Origin of the sequence: Pseudomonas sp. GWSMS-1 (assembly GCF_049847425.1) — a bacterium.
Lineage (GTDB): Bacteria > Pseudomonadota > Gammaproteobacteria > Pseudomonadales > Pseudomonadaceae > Aquipseudomonas.
In genome coordinates this window covers 122,868-144,975 of the sequence record NZ_JBMHHV010000003.1, presented here as the reverse complement: position 1 = coordinate 144,975, position 22,108 = coordinate 122,868, and the positions used below count along the sequence as shown (strand labels likewise).

The window sequence follows — 22,108 nt, the reverse complement described above, 5'->3', positions numbered from 1 at the left end:
CGCTCAATTTCGCAGCAATATGGCCGCTAAAGCGGCGCAGACATGGCCTCAGCTGGCGGACAGCGATACACCCAAATCCGCTTGAGCACCGTAGCGAACTGCCGCCACAAGCTGCCGTTGTTGTAAACCTGGCCATAACGCTCGGCAATCTCCCTCACTTCCACAGCCAACGCCGCATAGCGCCGCGCCGGCAAGTCAGGGAATAGGTGATGCTCGATCTGGTGGCTGAGGTTGCCGGTAAGAATATGAAACAGCGGCCCGCCATTGAGGTTGCTAGAGCCACGTAATTGGCGCAGGTACCAATGGCCACGGCTCTCACCGACCACCGACTCTTTACTGAACACCGCCGCCTGCTCGGTGAAATGCCCGCAAAAGATCACTGTGAAGGTCCACAAATTGCGGATCAGGTTGGCCACAACGTTACCGGCCAATACCGCCAGGGCATTGGCCCCTAGCAGCAGCGCCAGCAGCGGGAAGAACAGGTAATCCTTGCCCCACTGACGCAGTATCTTGGTGTTGAACTGCTTGATCAGCGGGCGCACCTCGTCCTTGCTCAGTTTGCCTTTGAAGACCTTGTCCAGGCGCAAATGCTGGATCGCCACCGAATACTGGAACAACAGCGCCTGAATCGTCACCCACAGCGGCTGCCAGCGGTAGAACGGCTTCCAGCGCTGCTCGGGGAATAACCGCACAACGCCATACCCCACGTCATCGTCCATGCCCAACACATTGGTCCAGGTGTGGTGTACGTGGTTGTGGGTGTGCCGCCAGAAATCACTGGGGCCGGCGATATCCCACTCATAGCTGCGCCCGGCCAGTTCAGGATCATTCATCCAGTCGTACTGACCATGCATCACGTTATGCCCCAGCTCCATATTCTCCAGAATCTTGCCCAGGCCCAGTAGCAAGGTGCCGAGCAGCCAGGTCGGCGGAAACCAGCCGAGCATCAGCAGACCGCGCCCACTCCAGCAACAGAAGCGCACCGCCGCGCGGATACGGCGGATATAGAGCGCATCCACCTCGCCCAGATCGGCCAGAGTGCGCTGACGCAGGGCGTCCAGCTCCTGGCCGAACGCATTCATTTCATCCGCAGAAAGTTCGCGATCACCACGCATGGGCCTCTCCTTTAAAGATCAATTTCAACATCGCTATGCGCCGCGCTGACACACAAGCGAATGGGTTGCCCAGGCTCACTGAATAACGCGCCACTGTGCAAATCGCGCACCGTGCCACTGACCAGGGTGCAAGTGCAGCTGGCGCAGATACCCTGACGACAACCATAAGCCGGCTTCAACCCCTGCTCCTCCGCGTGCTCGAGCAAACTGCGCTGGTTATTGGCAAGCGCCTGCTGGTGGCTGCGGGTAAAACCTAGGCGCACCTGGCGCACACTGATGTCGCGGCTGAACGCTGGCGGCGTGAAGGCTTCGGTCTGCAGCGCGCCAGGCAATTTGGCGGCCTGCCACCACTGCTGCACCTGAGCGACAAACCCCGCCGGACCGCAGGCCAGCACACGGCGCTGATCCAGCTGCGTAACCTCGGCCAGATGCTCACCGGTAAAACGTCCAGCTAACCCTTCCGGCTCAGCACCTGCGGCGGTCAGCGACCAGCGCACCTGCAGATTGCTGTGTTGCGCCTGCAAGGCCTGCAACTCGGCGGCAAAGCCACGCTGGCCCTGCTCGCGCACGTAATGCAGCAACGTAATCGGTGCGCTGAAGCCTTGCGCCAGAGCGGCGCGCAACATACCCAGCAGCGGCGTGATGCCACTGCCAGCGGCCAGCAGCAGCACGCCCTGCGGCGCTGCGGGCCAGCTCAGTTCGCCATAAGCGTGACCCAGCTCCAGCACATCGCCCACTGCCAGATGCTCCAGCAGGTAGGGCGAAACACGCCCGCCCGCCTGATGCTTGATGGCAACCTGCAGACGGCCACCGGCTTGCACGGCTGTCAGGCTGTAACTGCGGCTCAGACGCATGCCGTCACGCTCAAGAAACAGCTGCAGATGTTGACCCGGCTGCGCGCTGCGCCAATTACCGTTGGCGCGCAGGGTCAGTTCGAGCATGTCATCGGCAACCCAGTGGCGTTGCGTGACCTGTGCAAATACGCGATTCAGGCGCAGCGCCGGGTGCAGCAGCGCCAACCCGGCGTCGACATCGCTCTCACGCAACCAGCCATGCGCAGCTAACAGGCGCAGCGGAGACAGCAGACTGGTGAGCCCACGTACCCAGGTAAAAGGAAGAAAGGCCATGCCAAGACTCCAGTGAACAATTGCTCACTAGGCTGGCAGAGCATATTTATTCAGTCAACACTTGTGCACTCAAAACACACAGCACAACTTCGCCTCGACGTAACCAATGGTTATTCATCAGCACCGGTTAGCGTTTCATCGCGGCTACAACCAGCCTGGTGCAATTTTGTGCAGCCACGCGGCTTGCACTGAAACGGCAACAGCCCCTAGAGTGCTGCGCTGATTTCGCCATGCAGAGCCAGGCAGCTTGAAACCACTACAACCGCGCGCCGAACAAAAACTGCAAACCCGCCACGCCCTGATGGACGCAGCGCGGAGCCTGATGGACAGCGGCCGCGGCTTTGGCAGCCTGAGCCTGCGTGAGGTGGCGCGCTGCGCCGGCATCGTGCCGACCGGTTTCTACCGGCACTTCGAGGATATGGACGCCCTGGGCCTGGCGCTGATTGCCGAGGTCGGGGAAACCTTCCGCGAAACCATCCGCCAGGTGCGCCATCACGAGTTCGAAGTGGGCGGCGTAATCGACGCCTCGGTGCGCATCTTCCTCGACGCGGTGACGGCCAACCGTTCGCAATTCCTGTTTCTCGCCCGCGAGCAGTACGGTGGCTCGCTACTGGTCCGCCAGGCCGTGGGCGCACTGCGCGAACGTATTACCGCCGACCTGGTCGCCGACCTTGCAGCCATGCCAAAACTGCAGCATTTCGATGCCCCCGCGCAGAATGTAATCGCCGACCTGGTGGTGAAAACCGTATTCGCCACCCTGCCCGAGCTGATCGACCCGCCTGCCGAGACCCTGCCGATGCACGCCTCGCCCGAGGTCAAGATGATCGAACAGCTGCGCTTTATCTTCATTGGTGCCAAACACTGGCAAGGGCTGGGCCAGTCGACCCGCTGATACGCACCAAAAAGACTCACCCACACCCACAGCGCACCAAAGCTGCCCTCAGCAGTGCACGGTAAACTGGCACGCAGTGCCCGCAAAGCCACGTTGCGCCTGGGCTCAACGCGGATTGGCAAGCCCCTTGCTCTGTAACCGGCATTGACCTGCCGGAAACTGCCCCATGTTGGTGATCCACCGCCGTATTACCGCCCAGCCGCACTGGGACGCCGAACTCGAACTGAGCTTTGAGGCTCGCAGCAAAAGCCGCCTGCGCTGCTTCAGCCGCACCGGTGAGGACGTCGGCCTGTTCCTCGAGCGCGGTCAACCCGCGCTGCATGACGGCGAATGCCTACAGGCCGAAGATGGCCGTATCGTACGCGTTATCGCCCGCGGCGAGCCGTTGCTGCACGTGACCTGCGCCAACCCATTCGAATTGATGCGCGCCGCCTATCACCTGGGCAACCGCCACGTCGCCCTGCAACTGGGTGATGGCTGGCTGCGCCTGCCGGATGATTACGTGCTCAAGGCCATGCTCGAACAGCTCGGCGCGACGGTGGAAAACGTCGAAGCGCCCTACCAACCCGAGCAAGGTGCCTACGGCGGCGGCCATCACCACTCACATGCCGGCGATGCCGAATTCAGCTACGCGCCGCGCTTGCATCAGTTTGGGGCGCGTAAGTGAATCCCGCCTGGCAGCTGCTTAGGTTAGCCAGCCCGCAATTACCTATTGGCGGCTATAGCTATTCCCAGGGTTTGGAAATGGCGGTCGAACAGGGGCTGGTGGATAACGCAGACAGCGCCCAGCGCTGGATCGCTGATCAACTGCTGCTCAACCTCGCCCGCTTCGAAGCGCCGCTGCTGCTCGCCCATTGCCAGGCTGCCGCAAACGAGGATTGGAACCAGCTGCGCAACCTGGCCGAACAACAACGCGCCAGCCGCGAAACCCGCGAACTGCGCCTGGAAAGCCGGCAGATGGGCTACTCCCTGCAGCAACTGCTGAGCGGCTTGCCAGAACTGGATCAACCGGCGCAGCAGCTGTTTGCCGAGTTGAATGAACCCGGCCTGGCCGTGGGTTGGGCGCTGGCCGCCCGTGCTTGGCAGATCAGCCCAGACGATGCCCTCGCCGCCTGGCTGTGGGGCTGGCTGGAAAACCAACTGGCGGTGCTGATGAAAACCCTGCCGCTGGGCCAACAAGCCGCGCAACGCCTGACCTCACAACTGCTACCGCTGCTCGATCAGGCGCAGCGCCAAGCCAACGAACTAGAACCGCACAATTGGGGCAGCGCCGCGTTCGGCCTGGCCCTGGCGAGCATGGCGCACGAGCGCCAATACAGCCGTTTATTCCGTTCTTGATGATAAGGAAGCCTTAAAGATGAACAGCCAACCCCTGCGTATCGGCATCGGTGGCCCGGTCGGCTCCGGCAAGACGGCCCTGACCCTGGCTCTGTGCCTGGCCCTGCGCGAACGTTACAACCTGGCGGTGGTGACCAACGATATCTACACCCAGGAAGACGCGCAGTTTCTGGTGCGCAACGAGGCCCTGGCCCCAGAACGGATCATCGGTGTGGAAACCGGCGGCTGCCCGCACACCGCCATTCGCGAGGACGCCTCGATCAACCTGGAAGCCGTTGACCAACTCAACCGCCGCTTTCCGGGGCTGGACCTGATCATCGTCGAATCCGGCGGCGACAACCTCTCGGCCACCTTCAGCCCGGAACTGTCAGACCTGACCATCTATGTGATCGACGTGTCGGCCGGCGACAAGCTGCCGCGCAAGGGCGGCCCCGGCATCTGCAAGTCCGACCTGCTGGTGATCAACAAGGTCGACCTGGCGCCACTGGTCGGCGCATCGCTTGAAGTCATGGAGCGCGACACCCTGAAGATGCGCGGCGACAAGCCATTCGTCTTCAGTAACCAGAAGATCGGCCAAGGCCTGGAGCAGATCATCGCCTTTATAGAACGACACGGCATGCTCACCGCAGCCTGAGAACGCCCCTATTCAGTCAAGGAGACACCCCATGAACCTGCGCAAATCAGTATTCGCCATCGCCCTCCTCCTCAGCCCAGCCATGGCGTTCGCCCATGCCGGCCATGACCATTCAGGCGTTATGGCCGGTCTGGCCCACCCGGTATTTGGCCTTGACCACCTGCTGGCGATGCTCGCCGTTGGCCTGTGGGCCGCGCAGCAATCCGGCGCGGCGCGCTGGGCGCTGCCACTGACCTTTGTTGGCAGCATGCTGATCGGCGGTCTACTGGGCTTTAACGGCCTGCAGATTCCTCTTATGGAAACCGGGATCGCCGCCTCGGTATTGGCTTTCGGCCTGCTGGTGGCCGTGGCCATTCGCCTGCCGATGCTGATTGCCATTGCCTTGACCGCCGTATTTGCCCTGACCCACGGCGTCGCCCATGGTTTGGAACTGCCAGCGCTGGCCAGCCCATGGGGCTATACCGCCGGTTTTGTGGTCGCCACCGCCGCCCTGCATGCCAGCGGCTACGCCCTGGTGCGCCTGCTGCCACACGCGGCGGCGCCTTTGGTACGGGTTCTAGGCGCCGCATCGGCGCTGACCGGTGCCTGGTTGTTGGCCGGCTGACCGCTGCACGGACGCCGCCCCATCCGCGCTAAGCACAACACCGTGGAGCCCGGACCCGGAGCTGATTGGCCAAACCCTGATCGGCTCCCGGATTCATCCGGGCGACTCAAAACACCTGGCGTAGATGGCACCCAGACTGACGTCTTTCGCCTCTCGCTCAGGGGCCGTGTCTTTGTCATAGTCGAGGCGTATTCAGAATCCCTCATTCGACTGCCCCGGACTCTCCTCATGCTGCGCGTCGCTCGATTTCTATTTGCCCCACTCCTACTGCTGGCCATCGCTCTCGGCGTGCTGGCCCTGACCAGCAAGCCGGCCCAGCCGGCGGCGGTGCTCAGTCGCTTTGCCGAGCAACCGCTAGTCATCGCTCATCGTGGCGGCAAAGGCCTGTGGCCAGAGAACAGCCTCTTTGCCTTCCAGCGCGCCAGCGCCCTGGGCGTGGACATGCTGGAGATGGACCTGCACCTATCCAGTGACGGCGAGCTGGTGGTCATTCACGACCGCACCCTGGAGCGCACCACAGACGGTGATGGCCCGGTCGCTGCGCACAGCCTGGCGCAGTTACAAGCGTTGGACGCCGGTTACAACTGGAGCGCCGATGGCGGCCAGAGCTACCCCTATCGCGGCCAGGGCATCCGCATCCCAAGCTTTACCGAAGTGCTCGACCGCTTTCCGGATACGCCCAAGGTGATTGAACTCAAAGTGCCGGACGTCGGCATGGAAGCGCAGCTGTGTGAGGCCCTTGATGCGCACAAGCAACGTGATCAGGTCATCGTCGGCAGCTTTTATGACCGCAGCCTGCAGTTGTTCCGCGAACACTGCCCAGGCGTTGCCACCTCCGCTGGGCCTGGCTCAGTGCGCTTACTGGTGGCGCTCAACTGGCTGGGCCTGGGCAGCTTGCTGTCACCCTCCTACCAGGCTCTGCAAATTCCTGAGGCCCATGGTGACCTTGTTGTGGCCAGCGCCAGCCTGTTACAGACCGCCGCACAGCGCGGGCTGAATGTGCAGCTGTGGACCATCAACGAACAGCCGGACATGCGTCGCCTGCTCGACCAGGGCGCACATGCCTTGATCACTGATTACCCGGACCGCGCCCTGCAGGTACTGGGGCGCTCGACCCGCATCAGCGCCCTGGAAAACTAAGCGCCGACTGATGAGCGGCGGCGCATAAGACCTGCGCTGTTAATAGCAGCCGCACATGACCTGTACAAAAAACAACCTACTGCGTCCAGCCCCCGCCCACTGTGGCCTGGACGCAAGCGTGCGCAGCTTATCCACAGATCGCTCCACAGTAACTTGGGATAAGTTATCCACCGCGCCTCTTGGGCGTGTGGAAAAACCTGCAAATAACGCGATTATTGCTTGACGCAGCAGGCTTAAAATGACGCTTTTCAACACCACAACAAGCTGATCAAAAAACAAACAACCCTCGTAAAGCCTCGCGTCATATGGCCTACAGACAGGCATACCAGAGTTATCAACAGCTCTACCCACAGTAGTCGTGGACAACTTTAGCGCTACCCCATAGCAACCTGAATAACCAGACTAATTTGTTGTTTACTCGATAATCCGCACACTGATCAAAAAACATACAACTCGCGCAAAGCCACGCCCAACAAGGCTTACAAGCAGGCATACCAGAGTTATAAACAGCTCTACCCACAGTAGTCGTGGACAACTTCAGCGCCATACCCCGACATTTGCTTGAATAACCCAGCCAAGCGGTTGTTTATGCAGCAAATTATCAACTGATCAAAAAACGCACAGAAGCCGCTAACAGCCACACCACTAGGCCTTCACGCGTATACGCCCACCTTATCCACAACTCGCTCCACAGTCTTTGTGCACAACTACCCGCATGCGGCGGCGGTGCTGTGTATAAAAGCGAATCGGCTTTTACCTATGGCACTTATCGAGACAATCAACAGCCCCGCAACGGGGCTCAGGCGTAAGGTCAATGCTCACATCAAGGAGCTTTCCCATGCGATTTAATTACCTGTTACGCAGCCTGCTCGCCACCTACGCCAGCGGGGCCAGTGGCAGCAGCGGTGAGTAAACCGCTCAGCCGGCAAACCTCGGCAGGCCAGCGCTGGCTGATGCAGGCTGACTCACGTATAAATCAGCGCATTGTCGTCGGCCGCGCTGCCAGGCGATTGGCCTCTCAGAAACCGTAGAAAGGAATCCGCCCCATGGCCGGTGCTAGCCTGTTAACCCTGCTTGATGACATCGCCAGTGTGCTCGACGACATCGCACTGATGACCAAAGTCGCGGCGAAGAAAACCGCAGGCGTACTGGGTGACGATTTGGCGCTAAATGCCCAACAAGTCACCGGCGTGCGCGCCGAACGTGAACTGCCGGTGGTGTGGGCGGTAGCAAAAGGCTCCTTGCGCAACAAACTGATTCTGGTGCCGGCAGCCTTGCTGATCAGCGCCCTTGCGCCGGGGGCGGTCACACCGCTGTTGATGCTCGGTGGCGCATTCCTCTGCTACGAGGGCTTTGAGAAGCTCGCGCACAAGGTTCTGCACAGCCAGGCTGAGAGCCAGAGCAAACATGACGAACGGCGCACGGCCGTGGCGGACCCAGCCGTGGATTTGGTGGCGTTCGAGCAGGACAAGATCAAAGGTGCGATCCGCACCGACTTTATTCTCTCGGCGGAAATTATCGCCATCACCCTTGGCACCGTGGCCTTGGCCAGCTTCGGCAAACAGGTTGTGGTGCTGTCCGGTATCGCCATTCTGATGACGGCTGGGGTGTATGGCCTGGTGGCGGGCATCGTCAAACTCGATGATGCGGGGCTGTTTCTCAGCCAGCGCAGCGGCGAAGGCCTGGGCGCGCGCCTGCAACGTAGCCTGGGTAGAGGCCTGCTACTGACAGCGCCATACTTGATGAAAGGGCTGTCAGTCGTGGGAACGGCGGCGATGTTTATGGTCGGCGGCGGCATCCTCACTCACGGCGTACATGCCGCGCAGGTGTGGATCGAGCAGCTGGCGCAGAGCGTGGCCGCCAGCAGCGGCATACTGGCAGCCCTACTACCCACCCTGCTGAATGCTGGGATAGGGGTCATTGCCGGGGCCGTCGCACTGCTGCTGGTGAGCCTGGCAACGCGCCTGTGGCAAAAGCTGAAACCGGCCAAACCCTCGGCATAAACCGCAACCGCTGTTCAGGCTTAAGCACAGCACTGGCCAACAACAGAGCCCGTGCTGCAGATGCGCGGCGCTGAATGACGGCGCAGGGCTTTAGCGGCGACAGCCATTCGCATGCCAATCCCCAGCATTATTCTTACTAAGTAGAACGAAAGTACCAATCAATAAGAAAGCCAAGCCCTGCACCAGCAGCCTCAACCCCACCCAATAGCCAGCCTACGCAGAGCGCCACGCATCCGTTACCATCGCCAGCAATTAAGTGAAGAGATGCAGCATGTATATCTATCGACTGGTGCTGATCCTGGTAGTGGGGATCTATCTATTTTCCCCCGCCATCATGGACTGGTGGATCGACCCCAACGGGGCCTGGTACCGCCCCTACCTGCTGTGGCTGATTCTGATCGTGGTGACCTTTATTCTGCAGAGCCAGCAAGATGCCGATGAACTCTGACCCCCTGCGCCGCCCCGCCCTCTCTCTATTCGCCGAGCCAACCTGATGCTGACAAGCTTTAGCCTGAGCCAGCTGATCCTGATCAGTGCGGCCTATCTTCTTATTCTGTTCGGCGTCGCCTGGATCAGTGAACACGGCCTGATTCCGCGCTGGGTGATCCGTCACCCGCTGACCTACATCCTGTCGCTTGGCGTGTATGCCAGCGCCTGGGCCTTTTATGGCACGGTGGGCCTGGCCTACCAATACGGTTATGGCTTTTTGGCCAGTTACCTCGGCGTGTCCGGGGCGTTTCTATTGGCACCGGTGCTGCTTTACCCGATTCTAAAAATCACCCGCACCTACCAGCTGTCATCCCTGGCTGACCTCTTCGCCTTCCGTTTTCGAAGCACCTGGGCCGGTGCCCTTACCACGGTATTTATGCTGGTCGGCGTACTGCCGTTGCTGGCCCTGCAGATTCAGGCGGTGGCGGACTCCATCGGCATCCTCACCCGCGAGCCGGTGCAAGAGCGCGTCGCCCTGGCCTATTGCGGGCTGATCATTCTGTTCACCATCCTCTTCGGCGCACGGCATATCGCCACCCGCGAGAAACATGAAGGCCTGGTGTTCGCCATCGCCTTCGAGTCGGTGGTCAAGCTGGTGGCGATCAGCATCATCGGCCTGTATGCCTTGTACGGCGTGTTCGACGGCCCGCAGGATCTGCAATCCTGGCTGGTGCAGAACCAGTCGTCACTGTCTAACCTGCATACCCCTCTGCAGGAAGGCCCCTGGCGCACCCTGCTGCTGGTGTTCTTCGCCTCGGCCATCGTCATGCCGCACATGTATCACATGACCTTTACCGAAAACCTCAACCCGCGCGCCATGGTCAGTGCCAGCTGGGGCTGCCGCTGTTTCTGCTGCTGATGAGCTTGGCCGTACCGCTGATTCTTTGGGCCGGGCTGAAACTGGGCGCGACCACCAACCCGGAGTACTTCACCCTAGGCGTCGGCATTGCGGTCAACAGCCAGACCCTGGCACTGATCGCCTATGTCGGCGGCCTGTCGGCCTCCAGCGGGCTGATTATTGTCACCACCCTGGCGCTGTCCGGCATGGTGCTTAACCATGTGGTGCTGCCGCTGTATCAGCCTCCATCGGAAGGCAACATTTACCGCTGGCTGAAATGGACGCGCCGCGCGCTGATCCTGCTGGTGATCATGGCCGGCTACGGCTTCTATCTATTACTAGGGGCTGAGCAAGACCTGGCCAACCTCGGCATCGTCGCCTTTGTCGCCACCCTGCAGTTCCTCCCCGGCGTACTCTCGGTGCTGTACTGGCCGGCGGCCAACCGCAAAGGCTTTATCGCCGGGCTGTTGGCAGGTATCGGCGTGTGGGTGGTGAGCATGCTGTTGCCGATGCTCGGCAACCTGCAGGGTTTATACCTGCCCTGGTTCAACGTCATCTATGTGCTGGATGACAGCAGTTGGCACATGGCAGCGATCGGTTCGCTGGCCGCTAACGTACTGGTGTTCACCCTGGTGTCGCTGTTCACAGAAGCCAGCGCAGAGGAGAAAAGCGCCGCCGAAGCCTGCGCCGTGGATAACGTCCGCCGCCCACAACGGCGTGAATTGCTCGCCGATTCACCCCAGGAGTTTGCCGCGCAACTGGCCAAACCCCTAGGCGCAAAAACGGCTCAGCACGAGGTCGAACAAGCGCTGCGCGATCTGCATCTGCCGTTCGATGAAGGCCGACCCTATGCCCTGCGCCGCCTGCGTGACCGCATCGAGGCCAACCTCTCCGGGCTGATGGGCCCCAGCGTGGCCCAGGACATTGTCGAGACGTTCCTGCCATATAAAGCCGGCAGCGAAACCTACGTCAGCGAAGACATCCACTTTATCGAGAACCGCCTAGAGGACTACCACTCACGCCTCACCGGTCTGGCCGCGGAACTCGACACTCTGCGCCGCTACCACCGCCAGACCTTGCAGGAACTGCCCATGGGCGTCTGCTCGCTGGCCAAGGATCAAGAAATCCTGATGTGGAACAAGGCCATGGAAGAACTCACCGACATACCCGCGCAGCGCGTCGTCGGTTCGCGCCTGAGCACCCTAGGCGAGCCGTGGCGCAGCCTGCTGCAAAACTTTATCGAGCTGCCCGACGAACACCTGCACAAACAAAGCCTGGCCCTCGACGGCCAGACCCGCTGGCTCAACCTGCACAAGGCCGCCATCGACGAGCCCCTGGCGCCCGGTAACAGCGGCCTGGTGCTACTGGTTGAAGACCTCACCGAAACCCAGATGCTCGAAGACAAGCTGGTGCACTCCGAACGCCTGGCCAGTATCGGCCGCCTGGCCGCCGGGGTAGCCCATGAAATCGGCAACCCGATCACCGGCATCGCCTGCCTGGCGCAGAACCTGCGTGAAGAACGCGAAGGTGATAGCGAACTGACGGAGATCAGTGAGCAGATCATCGAGCAGACCAAACGCGTGTCACGCATCGTCCAGTCGCTGATGAGCTTTGCCCATTCCGGCAGCCACCAGAACAGTGAAGAGCCGGTGTGCCTAGCCCAGGTCGCGCAAGATGCGATTGCCCTGCTGGCGCTCAATCGACACAGCGTCGACGTGCAGTTCTTCAACCTCTGCGAAGCTGACCAGCGGGTGGTGGGTGACCCGCAGCGTTTGGCCCAGGTGCTGATCAACCTGCTGTCCAACGCCCGTGACGCCTCACCGCCAGGCAGCGCGATACGAGTCAAGAGTGAAACCTTCGAACACACCATCGACCTGATCGTCGAAGACGAAGGCACAGGCATTCCCAAGGCCATCATCGACCGTTTGTTCGAGCCCTTTTTCACCACCAAGGAGGTGGGCAAAGGGACCGGACTGGGCCTCGCTCTGGTCTATTCGATCGTGGAAGAGCATTATGGACAAATAACAATCGACAGCCCGGCCGACCTAGAACTGCAGCGCGGCACCCGCATTCGGGTCAGCCTGCCGAGGCATGTCGAGGCGACGTCCCTAGCGACTCAAACCAGCTAATTGAGAGCGTGCCTGCAAGGCCTCTAGCCCCGCGGCATGCCCCGAGACCGTCGAGAGACCAAATTAATGCCTCATATTTTGATCGTCGAAGACGAAACCATTATCCGCTCTGCCCTGCGCCGCCTACTGGAGCGCAACCAATACGAAGTCAGCGAAGCCGGCTCGGTACAGGAAGCCCAAGAGCGTTTCAGCATCCCCAGCTTCGACCTGATCGTCAGCGACCTGCGCCTGCCGGGCGCGCCTGGCACCGAGATGATCAAGCTCGGTCAGGGCACCCCGGTGCTGATCATGACCAGCTACGCCAGCCTGCGCTCGGCCGTCGACTCGATGAAAATGGGCGCGGTGGACTACATCGCCAAACCCTTCGATCACGACGAAATGCTCCAAGCTGTAGCGCGCATCCTGCGTGATTTCCAACAGACTAAAAGCACACCCGTACCCGCTGCTGCCAACGCAAAAGTCGGCACCGAGAAGGTGGTGGATAACAGCAACGGCGAAATCGGCATCATCGGCTCCTGCGCTGCGATGCAGGAGATGTACAGCAAGATCCGCAAGGTTGCGCCCACCGACTCCAATGTCCTGATCCAGGGCGAATCCGGCACCGGTAAAGAGCTGGTTGCCCGCGCCCTGCACAACCTCTCACGCCGCGCCAAAGCGCCGCTGATTTCAGTGAACTGCGCGGCTATCCCAGAATCACTGATCGAGTCGGAACTGTTCGGCCACGAGAAAGGCGCCTTTACCGGCGCCAGCGCCGGCCGTGCCGGCCTGGTCGAAGCCGCAGACGGTGGCACCCTGTTTCTCGATGAAATCGGCGAGCTACCTTTAGAGGCCCAGGCACGTCTGCTGCGTGTGCTGCAGGAAGGCGAAATTCGTCGAGTGGGCTCGGTGCAGTCGCAGAAGGTCGATGTGCGCTTGATCGCCGCGACCCATCGCGACCTGAAAACCCTGTCGAAAATCGGCCAGTTCCGCGAAGACCTGTATTACCGCCTGCACGTAATCGCCCTGAAGCTCCCCCCGCTGCGCGAACGCGGGGCTGACGTGAGCGAGATCGCCCGCGCCTTCCTGATACGTCAGTGCACACGCCAGGGTCGCCTCGACCTGAGTTTTGCGGCGGACGCCGAACAAGCCATCCGTCATTACCCCTGGCCGGGTAACGTGCGCGAGCTGGAGAACGCCATCGAGCGTGCGGTGATTCTATGCGAGGGCAACAGCATCTCCGCCGAGCTGCTGGGTATCGATATCGAACTCGATGACCTTGAGGACGACTTCACCCTGCCCAGCCAAAATGGCGGCCCGGGACATGAACCCAGCGAGCCAACCGAAGACCTGTCACTGGAAGACTACTTCCAGCACTTCGTTTTAGAGCATCAAGACCACATGACCGAGACCGAACTGGCCCGCAAGCTCGGCATCAGCCGCAAATGCCTGTGGGAGCGGCGTCAGCGTCTGGGCATCCCACGCCGTAAATCTTCGGGCGCTACCGCAGGCTAGGCTGCCCACGCCTGCGGTGACAGATGTGTGGGCCAGAGGTTCCGCCATCTGTTACCTATTCAACACTTAGTAACAAAAGCCGGGTCTTATGGTAACGAGAGCCCGGCTTTTTTATGCCACCCGACCACCCTCCATAGCGTTCAAACCCTTGAATTCAAAGGGTTTGCAAAAACTGGCACGGGTTCTGCTTTAGTACTGGCACAAGAACAATAACAAGCATGTTCCAAACCTAATAAAAATAAGACGTACCGACTCCAGCACAATAAAAACAACGACGCGGAGGCGCAGCTAACTGATTCTTTTGGAAAGGATTTGCCTTTGGGGTTCGCCCCAAAACCAGGCCGAGAACAATAAAACTGCTCCAAGGCAGTGCCTGAACTGGTTGGATCACAATGTGATCATGGCAGCGTCAGTATCCAAAGCAATACGTTTGCTCTTAGTTCCCAACTTGGGAAAGTTTCCAAAAGTCCCTGACTGGATGGAACGGGTAAATCAACAAAAACAACAAGCCCGCCATAATAATAAAAATAGAGCACGCACCAATTTGGGGGGAGCTTCGGCTCCCCCAGTAGCTTCAAACTCCCCGCCTGCAGCAGTCTCCCGTCGTTTCCTGCACCAAACCCCAACTCAATGCTAAAATCCGCGCCATTCCTGCGGCCGACATATACTCTGGCCAGTCATTTCGTCAAACAGTGCCTCCCATGCTGAAAAAGCTGTTCAAGTCCTTTCGCACCCCCGTCCTCCGTGGCAAACATTCGCACAGCACGCCTGAAGTGCTGGGCAGCAGCCAACACCCGATTGAGCGCGGCGAAATCAGCCGCTATGCCATCGGCGTGGTTGAGCGCCTGCAGCAAGCTGGCTACCAGGCGTACCTGGTCGGTGGCTGCGTACGCGACCTGCTGCTGGATATCGAGCCCAAAGATTTCGACGTGGCCACCAGCGCCACCCCGGAGCAGGTACGGGCCGAATTCCGTAATGCCCGGGTAATTGGTCGACGCTTCAAGTTGGTTCACGTGCATTTCGGCCGTGAAATCATCGAAGTCGCGACCTTCCGCGCCAACCATCCCGAAGGCGATGAGGAAGAGAACAGCAACCTGTCTTCACGCAATGAGAGTGGCCGGATCCTGCGCGATAACGTGTATGGCAGCCTGGAAGACGATGCCCAGCGCCGCGACTTCACCATCAATGCGCTGTATTACGACCCGAGCACCGAGCGCATCCTCGATTACGCCAACGGCGTGCACGACATCCGCAACCATCTGGTCCGCCTGATTGGCGATCCGACTCAGCGCTACCAGGAAGATCCGGTACGCATGCTGCGTGCGGTGCGTTTCGCTGCCAAGCTGGATTTCGACATCGAGAAACACAGTGCCGCCCCGATCTACAAACTGGCGCCGCTGCTTGGCGGCATCCCCGCCGCACGCCTGTTCGATGAAGTGCTCAAGCTGTTTCTGGCCGGCTATGCGGTCTACACCTACGAGCTACTGGTCGATTACGGCTTGTTCGGCCAACTGTTCCCGGCCAGTGCTGAAGCACTGAAACTCAACCCGGACTACACCGACCAGCTGATCCGCAATGCACTGGACAGTACTGACCAGCGCATTCAACAAGGCAAATCGGTCACCCCTGCCTTCCTCCTCGCGGCGATGCTCTGGCCAGCCCTGCCGGCACGTGTCATTAAGCTGCAGAATCGCGGCATGCCGCCGATTCCGGCGATGCAGGAAGCGGCCCATGAACTGATCAGTGAGCAGTGCCAGCGGATTGCTGTGCCCAAGCGCTTCACCATGCCAATCCGCGAAATCTGGGACATGCAAGAACGCCTGCCACGCCGCAGCGGCAAACGCGCCGATACGTTGCTGGAAAACCCACGCTTCCGCGCAGGTTACGACTTCCTCTTGCTGCGCGAGAGCGCAGGCGAGCAAACCGGCGGACTCGGCGACTGGTGGACGCGCTATCAGGACGTCAGCGATAGCGAGCGGCGCACTATGATCCGCGACCTCAGCAACAAAGATGACGCAGCCGGCGCCCCCCGCAAACGCAAGCGCAGCAACAACAAGCGTAAGCGCGGCCCCGCAACTGACAGCAGCAATGCCCCTGCGGGTGAATGATGGAGCGCGTGTACATCGGCTTGGGTAGCAACCTGGCGACCCCACAGGCGCAATTGCGCAGCGCCTTGGCCGCCCTGGCCGCGCTGCCGCAGAGCCATCTAGCTGCACAATCATCGCTCTACGCCAGCGACCCTCTGGGCCCGGCGGACCAACCGCGCTACGTCAATGCCGTAGCCGCATTGGACACCGACCTCAGCCCACTGGCGCTGCTCGATGCACTGCAAACCATCGAACTTGAGCAGGGCCGCACGCGTAAGGCCGAGCGTTGGGGGCCGCGCACCCTCGATCTGGACATCCTGCTGTTTGGCGAACGCCAACTAGATGAGCCTCGCCTGACCGTGCCGCACTACCACATGCATGCCCGCGCCTTTGTCCTTTACCCACTGGCCGAGATCGCCCCAGCGCTGCGTCTGCCGGATGGTCGCGCCCTATCTGAACTCCTCAGCGCCTGCCCTTTTGTAGGGCTGGAGCGACTGGGCGAAACCGCCTCGACCTGAGAGCCAGATATCCGTCGACAGCGGCACCCGTACCTATGCCCAGAGCAAACCCTGGGAGATTGGCGGTAACGCCAGTAACAAACCGGTAACACCTGCAATTGACTTCGAGTCTTCCCATCAGGACTATAGGCGTCCCGTTGCCCCGCACCGGTGCAATTTGCGGCCAATGCAGGCCAACTTGAAGCAGCACAACTGCTGACTGAACGCCTGAGCGAGGACAGTTTTCATGCCTGATGTAACCCTGACTACCCTGCAAAGCCTCAAGCAGAGCGGCGAGAAAATCGCCATGCTGACCTGCTATGACGCCACGTTCGCCCAGACGGCCTGCCAGGCCGGTGTCAATGTGCTGCTGGTAGGTGATTCCCTCGGTATGGTCTTACAAGGCCATGACAGCACGCTGCCCGTCACCGTGGCCGATATGGCGTACCACACCGCCTGCGTCAAACGCGGCAACCAGGGCGCGTTGATCCTCGCCGACCTGCCATTTATGGCCTACGCCACGCTTGAGCAAACCCTGAACAACTGCGCCGTACTGATGCAGGCCGGCGCGCACATGGTCAAGCTGGAAGGTGCGGCCTGGTTGGCTGAGCCGATTCGCCAACTGGCCGAGCGCGGCGTGCCAGTGTGTGCGCACCTAGGGTTGACCCCACAAGCGGTGAACATCCTTGGTGGCTACAAGGTGCAAGGCCGCCAAGAGGCGTCAGCACGGCAGATGCGCGCTGACGCCATGGCGCTGGAACAGGCCGGTGCAGCCATGCTGCTGCTCGAATGCGTACCCAGTGAACTGGCCGCGGAAATCAGCCAGGCGGTGAAGATCCCGGTGATTGGTATCGGTGCAGGCAAGGCCACTGACGGCCAGGTATTGGTGCTACACGACATGCTTGGGCTGTCACTGAGCGGCCGCGTGCCCAAGTTCGTGAAGAACTTTATGACTGGCCAAAGCAGCATCCAGAACGCCATCAGCGCCTACGTCAAAGCGGTTAAAGACCAGAGCTTCCCAGCAGCCGAGCACGGATTTTCTGCATGAACACAGTTAAAAGCGTGCGCGAGTTGCGCGCCGCTGTCGCCCAAGCCCGTTCCGAAGGTAAACAAATCGCTCTGGTGCCAACCATGGGCAACCTGCATGCCGGCCATGCCGCGCTGGTGGAAAAAGCCGCGCAGCGAGCGGACTTCGTGGTTGCCAGCATTTTCGTCAACCCGTTGCAGTTCGGCCCCAACGAAGATCTCGCGAGTTACCCACGGACCCTGCTTGCCGACCAGGAAAGACTGGTCGCAGCCGGTTGCCACCTGCTGTTCGCCCCGGATGTCGCGGAGATGTACCCGCAAGGGACTGACGGTCAGACCCGCGTCAGCGTGACGGGCGTTTCCGAAGGCCTGTGCGGCGCCAGCCGGCCGGGGCACTTCGACGGCGTTGCGACTGTAGTGAGCAAGCTGTTCAACATGGTGCAACCGGACTTGGCCATTTTCGGCCAGAAGGACTTCCAGCAACTGGCGGTAATTCGTACTCTGGTGCGTGACCTGAATATGCCGATCCAGATTATCGGTGAGCCCACCGTGCGCGCCGACGATGGCCTGGCCCTGTCTTCGCGTAATGGTTACTTGAATGCCGAGCAGCGCGAAGTGGCGCCGGTGCTGTACCGTAGCCTGCAGGAAATGGCAGCGGCGATTAAGGCCGGCGAACGTGATTACGCCAAACTGATCAACGCGGCGCAGGCGCAACACAGCGCCGCGGGTTTCCGCCCGGACTACCTCGAAGTGCGCGAATCCAGCAGCCTGCGCCCGGCATCACAGGATGATCGTCAGCTGGTGATTTTGTTGGCTGCCTCCATTGGCAACACCCGACTCATCGACAACTTGGCGCTCGACCTCGATACGCCTGCTTGATTAGCCGGTTACCGGCTCGCGCACCTGCCAGTTACACTCAAGGCCCGGATCACTCCGGGCTTTTTGCATAATTTGCCGCACCCAGCACAAGGAACACGCACCCATGGCCTATTACCAACAGCCGCATGACGTCACCTCCCTGCCCGCCTGGCAGGCGCTGCGCGAGCACCGCGAGCAGATGAACGACTTCAGCATGCGCGAGGCCTTTGCCAGTGACCCAGAGCGCTTTAAGCGTTTCTCCCTGAGCAGTTGCGGCTTAATGCTGGACTATTCAAAGAACCTGATCGACGAAAAAACCCTAGGCCTGCTGGTACAACTGGCCGAGCAAAGTCAGCTTGGTGAGTCCATCCAGGCACTGTTCTGCGGCGATCAGGTCAATGCCTCAGAAGGCCGCGCGGCTCTGCATACCGCCCTGCGCAGCCCGATTGGGCGCAGCGTCAAGCTGGATGGCGTCGACCTGATCCCACAGGTGCATCGCGTACTGCATCAAATGACCGAGCTGGTCAGCCGCGTGCACAGCGGCCTGTGGCGCGGCTACAGCGACAAACCGATCACCGAAGTGGTGAATATAGGCATCGGCGGTTCGTTCCTCGGCCCGCAGCTGGTTTCCGAAGCACTGCGGCCTTTTACCCAGCGTGGCGTGCGCTGCCATTACCTGGCCAATATCGACGGCAGCGAGTTCCGTGAACTGACCGCGCGCCTAGACCCTGAAACCACCCTGTTTATCGTCTCGTCAAAATCCTTCAGCACCTTGGAAACCTTGAAAAATGCCCTGGCGGCGCGCGACTGGTACCTCGCCCTGGGCGGCCCGGAAGCTGAGTTGCACAAGCACTTTATTGCGGTGACCAGCAATCAGACGGCGGCCATCGAGTTCGGCATCAAGGCGGAAAACATCTTCCCGATGTGGGACTGGGTCGGCGGCCGTTATTCGCTGTGGTCAGCAATCGGCTTGCCTATTGCGCTGGCGATTGGCATCTCCAACTTCAAGGAGCTGTTGGCCGGCGCTTACGCCATGGACCAGCACTTCACCCAGGCGCCGCTGGCGGAAAACATGCCGGTACTGATGGCCTTGCTGGGCATCTGGTATGGCAATTTTTGGGGGCGAAAAGCCAGGCGATCCTGCCCTACGATCACTACCTGCGTAACTTCACCAAGCACTTGCAGCAGCTGGACATGGAATCCAATGGCAAATCCGTGCGCCAAGACGGCAGCCCGGTGGACTTCAGTACCGGGCCGGTGATCTGGGGCGGCGTCGGCTGCAACGGCCAGCATGCCTACCACCAGTTACTGCACCAAGGCACCGAGCTGATCCCGGCGGACTTTATCGTACCGGTCAACAGCTTCAGCCCGCTGGCCGATCATCACCAGTGGCTGTTTGCCAACTGCCTATCGCAAAGCCAGGCGCTGATGCATGGTAAAACCCAAGCCGAAGCCGAAGCCGAATTGCGCGCCAAAGGCCTCGACGAAGCTGAAGTGCAACGCCTTGCGCCGCACAAGATGGTTCCCGGTAACCGCCCAAGCAATATTCTCGCGCTCAACCGGATCGACCCGTTCGGCCTCGGTGCGCTGGTCGCGTTGTATGAGCACAAAGTCTTTGTGCAAAGCGCGATCTGGGGCATCAACGCCTTCGACCAATGGGGCGTCGAACTGGGCAAAGAGCTCGGCCAGGGCGTGTACCAGCGCCTGACGGGGCAACTCGATACGCCGGCCAGTGATGCCTCGACCCAAGGCCTGATTCAGCACTTCCGCGAGCGCCATCGCGGCTGATCAGTCCACCACGCAAGGCCCGGCATGGCTGCACCGGGCCAGCACTTGAACCCAGCCCCCACTGGGTGCACCCTTGTTGTGATCGCGGACACACAACAACAAGGACCCGCCATGTTCGAAATTACCCGTCACCCGGTTGCCGACTCGGTGCGCCAGCGCGCGCATATCGACAACGACGCCTACCTGCGCCTCTACCAACAATCGGTCGAGCAGCCTGATACGTTCTGGGCCGAGCAGGCCAAACAGTTTCTCGACTGGTCCAAACCCTGGGACAGCGTGCAGCAGGGCGACCTGCTCAGCGGCCAGGGTTCCTGGTTCAAGGGCGGCCAGCTAAATGTCAGCTACAACTGCATCGACCGCCACCTGGCCACACGCGGCGAGCAAATCGCACTGATCTGGGAGGGTGATAACCCCAGCGAATCGGCACATATCACCTACAAAAAGCTGCACCACAACGTCAGTCGTCTGGCCAATGTGCTGAAAAGCCGTGGCGTAAAGAAGGGTGACCGGGTGTGCATCTACATGCCGATGATTCCCGAGGCGACCTACGCCATGCTCGCCTGCACGCGCATTGGCGCGGTGCATTCGGTGGTGTTCGGCGGCTTCTCACCGGATGCGCTGCGTGACCGTATTCTTGATTCCGATTGCCGCGCGGTGATCACGGCCGATGAAGGCGTGCGCGGTGGCAAATACGTAGCGCTCAAGGCCAACGTCGACAAAGCCCTGCAGAGCTGCCCGAAAGTCAGCACCGTGGTGGTAGTCGAGCGCACCCAAGGTGATATCGACTGGGTTGAAGGCCGCGACATCTGGTACCACCAAGCCCTGAGCGAAGCAGACGGCGATTGCCCACCTGAGCCGATGGACGCCGAAGACCCGCTGTTTATCCTCTACACCTCTGGCTCCACCGGCAAGCCCAAGGGCGTTCTGCACAGCACCGGCGGCTACCTGCTGATGGCGGCGATGACCCACAAGTACGTATTCGATTACCACGAAGGCGACGTTTACTGGTGCACCGCCGATGTCGGCTGGGTCACAGGGCACAGCTATATTGTTTACGGGCCGCTGGCCAATGGCGCCACCAGCCTGATCTTCGAAGGCGTGCCGAACTACCCGGATGCCTCGCGCTTTTGGCAAGTGATCGACAAACATCAGGTGAATATCTTCTACACCGCGCCCACCGCCCTGCGCGCACTGATGCGTGAAGGTGAAGGTCCGGTGCGAAAAACTGACCGCTCCAGCCTGCGCCTACTCGGTTCGGTCGGCGAACCGATCAACCCGGAAGCCTGGGAGTGGTATTACAACGTGGTCGGTGAACGACGCTGCCCGATCGTCGACACCTGGTGGCAGACCGAAACCGGCGCCATTCTGATCACACCGCTGCCTGGCGCCACCGACCTCAAACCCGGCTCCGCCACCCGACCCTTCTTTGGCGTGCAACCGGTGTTGCTGGATGAACAGGGCAAGGAAATCGACGGCCCGGGTTCAGGTGTACTGGCGATCAAAGAGAGCTGGCCGAGCCAGATCCGCAGCGTCTACGGCGACCACCAGCGCATGATCGACACGTATCTGAAGCCCTACCCCGGTTACTACTTCAGCGGTGACGGTGCGCGTCGTGACGAGGACGGTTACTACTGGATCACTGGTCGCGTGGATGACGTGATCAACGCCTCCGGCCACCGCATCGGCACCGCCGAAGTGGAAAGCGCTCTGGTGCTGCACGACGCTGTCGCCGAAGCGGCAGTGGTCGGTTACCCGCATGACCTCAAGGGCCAGGGCATTTATGCCTTCGTCACCCCCATGAACGGCATCGACCTCAGCGACGAACTGAAAACAGAACTGCTGGCCCTGGTCGGCAAAGAGATTGGTGGTTTCGCCAAACCCGAACTGATCCAATGGGCACCAGGCCTGCCGAAGACCCGCTCAGGCAAGATCATGCGGCGCATCCTGCGCAAGATCGCCTGCAACGAGCTGGAAAACATGGGAGACACCTCAACCCTGGCCGACCCCAGTGTGGTGGACGGGCTGATCGAGCAACGCCTAAACCGCTAACCG

16 protein-coding genes and 2 pseudogenes are annotated in these 22,108 nt (G+C 60.7%); 16 read left to right on the top strand and 2 right to left on the bottom strand.

Annotation, left to right across the window (positions count from 1 at the left end; all coding sequences use genetic code 11):
• Nucleotides 1-26: 26 nt before the first annotated feature.
• Together ACEPAJ_RS01555 and ACEPAJ_RS01550 are read right to left on the bottom strand one after the other, a co-directional pair.
• Nucleotides 27-1,115 carry a fatty acid desaturase family protein gene (locus tag ACEPAJ_RS01555; protein ID WP_425913126.1) on the bottom strand — a complete coding sequence of 363 codons (1,089 nt, stop codon included), beginning with the start codon at nucleotides 1,113-1,115 and terminating at the stop codon, nucleotides 27-29.
• Between the two features lie 11 nt (nucleotides 1,116-1,126).
• Nucleotides 1,127-2,242: a ferredoxin reductase gene (locus tag ACEPAJ_RS01550; protein ID WP_425913124.1), complete on the bottom strand. Its 1,116-nt coding sequence runs from the start codon at nucleotides 2,240-2,242 to the stop codon at nucleotides 1,127-1,129.
• Nucleotides 2,243-2,543: 301 nt separating this feature from the next.
• Here ACEPAJ_RS01550 and ACEPAJ_RS01545 point away from each other — a divergent pair, with 301 nt between their 5' ends.
• The 16 genes and pseudogenes from ACEPAJ_RS01545 to acs all read left to right on the top strand — a co-directional run bounded on the left by ACEPAJ_RS01545 (nucleotide 2,544) and on the right by acs (nucleotide 22,105).
• Nucleotides 2,544-3,134 carry a TetR family transcriptional regulator gene (locus ACEPAJ_RS01545; protein ID WP_425913543.1) on the top strand — a complete coding sequence of 197 codons (591 nt, stop codon included), beginning with the start codon at nucleotides 2,544-2,546 and terminating at the stop codon, nucleotides 3,132-3,134.
• 166 nt (nucleotides 3,135-3,300) lie between these two features.
• Nucleotides 3,301-3,801: an urease accessory protein UreE gene (gene ureE, locus ACEPAJ_RS01540; protein WP_425913122.1), complete on the top strand. Its 501-nt coding sequence runs from the start codon at nucleotides 3,301-3,303 to the stop codon at nucleotides 3,799-3,801.
• Nucleotides 3,798-4,472, top strand: a complete 675-nt coding sequence (locus ACEPAJ_RS01535; protein WP_425913120.1) for an urease accessory protein UreF — start codon at nucleotides 3,798-3,800, stop codon at nucleotides 4,470-4,472. The genes ureE and ACEPAJ_RS01535 overlap by 4 nt, the downstream gene beginning before the upstream one ends.
• Nucleotides 4,473-4,491: 19 nt before the next feature.
• Nucleotides 4,492-5,106: an urease accessory protein UreG gene (ureG, locus tag ACEPAJ_RS01530; RefSeq protein WP_296222197.1), complete on the top strand. Its 615-nt coding sequence runs from the start codon at nucleotides 4,492-4,494 to the stop codon at nucleotides 5,104-5,106.
• A gap of 31 nt (nucleotides 5,107-5,137) precedes the next feature.
• A complete protein-coding gene (locus ACEPAJ_RS01525; RefSeq protein ID WP_425913118.1) occupies nucleotides 5,138-5,710 on the top strand; it encodes a HupE/UreJ family protein in 573 nt (190 codons plus the stop codon).
• Nucleotides 5,711-5,938: 228 nt separating this feature from the next.
• Nucleotides 5,939-6,850 carry a glycerophosphodiester phosphodiesterase gene (locus ACEPAJ_RS01520; RefSeq protein ID WP_425913116.1) on the top strand — a complete coding sequence of 304 codons (912 nt, stop codon included), beginning with the start codon at nucleotides 5,939-5,941 and terminating at the stop codon, nucleotides 6,848-6,850.
• Between the two features lie 1,046 nt (nucleotides 6,851-7,896).
• Nucleotides 7,897-8,853 carry a DUF808 domain-containing protein gene (locus ACEPAJ_RS01515; RefSeq protein ID WP_425913115.1) on the top strand — a complete coding sequence of 319 codons (957 nt, stop codon included), beginning with the start codon at nucleotides 7,897-7,899 and terminating at the stop codon, nucleotides 8,851-8,853.
• Nucleotides 8,854-9,124: 271 nt separating this feature from the next.
• On the top strand, nucleotides 9,125-9,301 hold the full coding sequence (locus ACEPAJ_RS01510; RefSeq protein WP_090243806.1) for a hypothetical protein: 177 nt from the start codon (nucleotides 9,125-9,127) through the stop codon (nucleotides 9,299-9,301).
• 45 nt (nucleotides 9,302-9,346) lie between these two features.
• Nucleotides 9,347-12,309, top strand: a pseudogene (locus ACEPAJ_RS01505) (sensor histidine kinase).
• 66 nt (nucleotides 12,310-12,375) lie between these two features.
• Nucleotides 12,376-13,800, top strand: a complete 1,425-nt coding sequence (locus tag ACEPAJ_RS01500; protein WP_425913113.1) for a sigma-54-dependent transcriptional regulator — start codon at nucleotides 12,376-12,378, stop codon at nucleotides 13,798-13,800.
• A gap of 701 nt (nucleotides 13,801-14,501) precedes the next feature.
• Nucleotides 14,502-15,908 (top strand): polynucleotide adenylyltransferase PcnB, encoded by a 1,407-nt coding sequence (locus ACEPAJ_RS01495; RefSeq protein WP_425913111.1) that lies wholly within the window; start codon nucleotides 14,502-14,504, stop codon nucleotides 15,906-15,908.
• A complete protein-coding gene (gene folK, locus ACEPAJ_RS01490) occupies nucleotides 15,908-16,405 on the top strand; it encodes a 2-amino-4-hydroxy-6-hydroxymethyldihydropteridine diphosphokinase (RefSeq protein ID WP_425913110.1) in 498 nt (165 codons plus the stop codon). The genes ACEPAJ_RS01495 and folK overlap by 1 nt, the downstream gene beginning before the upstream one ends.
• A 226-nt stretch (nucleotides 16,406-16,631) precedes the next feature.
• A complete protein-coding gene (gene panB, locus ACEPAJ_RS01485; RefSeq protein WP_425913109.1) occupies nucleotides 16,632-17,432 on the top strand; it encodes a 3-methyl-2-oxobutanoate hydroxymethyltransferase in 801 nt (266 codons plus the stop codon).
• Nucleotides 17,429-18,289 (top strand): pantoate--beta-alanine ligase, encoded by an 861-nt coding sequence (gene panC / locus ACEPAJ_RS01480; protein WP_425913108.1) that lies wholly within the window; start codon nucleotides 17,429-17,431, stop codon nucleotides 18,287-18,289. Before panB ends, panC begins: the two co-directional genes overlap by 4 nt.
• Nucleotides 18,290-18,392: 103 nt before the next feature.
• Nucleotides 18,393-20,056 (top strand): annotated as a pseudogene (gene pgi / locus ACEPAJ_RS01475) (glucose-6-phosphate isomerase).
• Between the two features lie 111 nt (nucleotides 20,057-20,167).
• Nucleotides 20,168-22,105 carry an acetate--CoA ligase gene (gene acs / locus ACEPAJ_RS01470; RefSeq protein WP_425913106.1) on the top strand — a complete coding sequence of 646 codons (1,938 nt, stop codon included), beginning with the start codon at nucleotides 20,168-20,170 and terminating at the stop codon, nucleotides 22,103-22,105.
• Nucleotides 22,106-22,108: the final 3 nt, after the last annotated feature.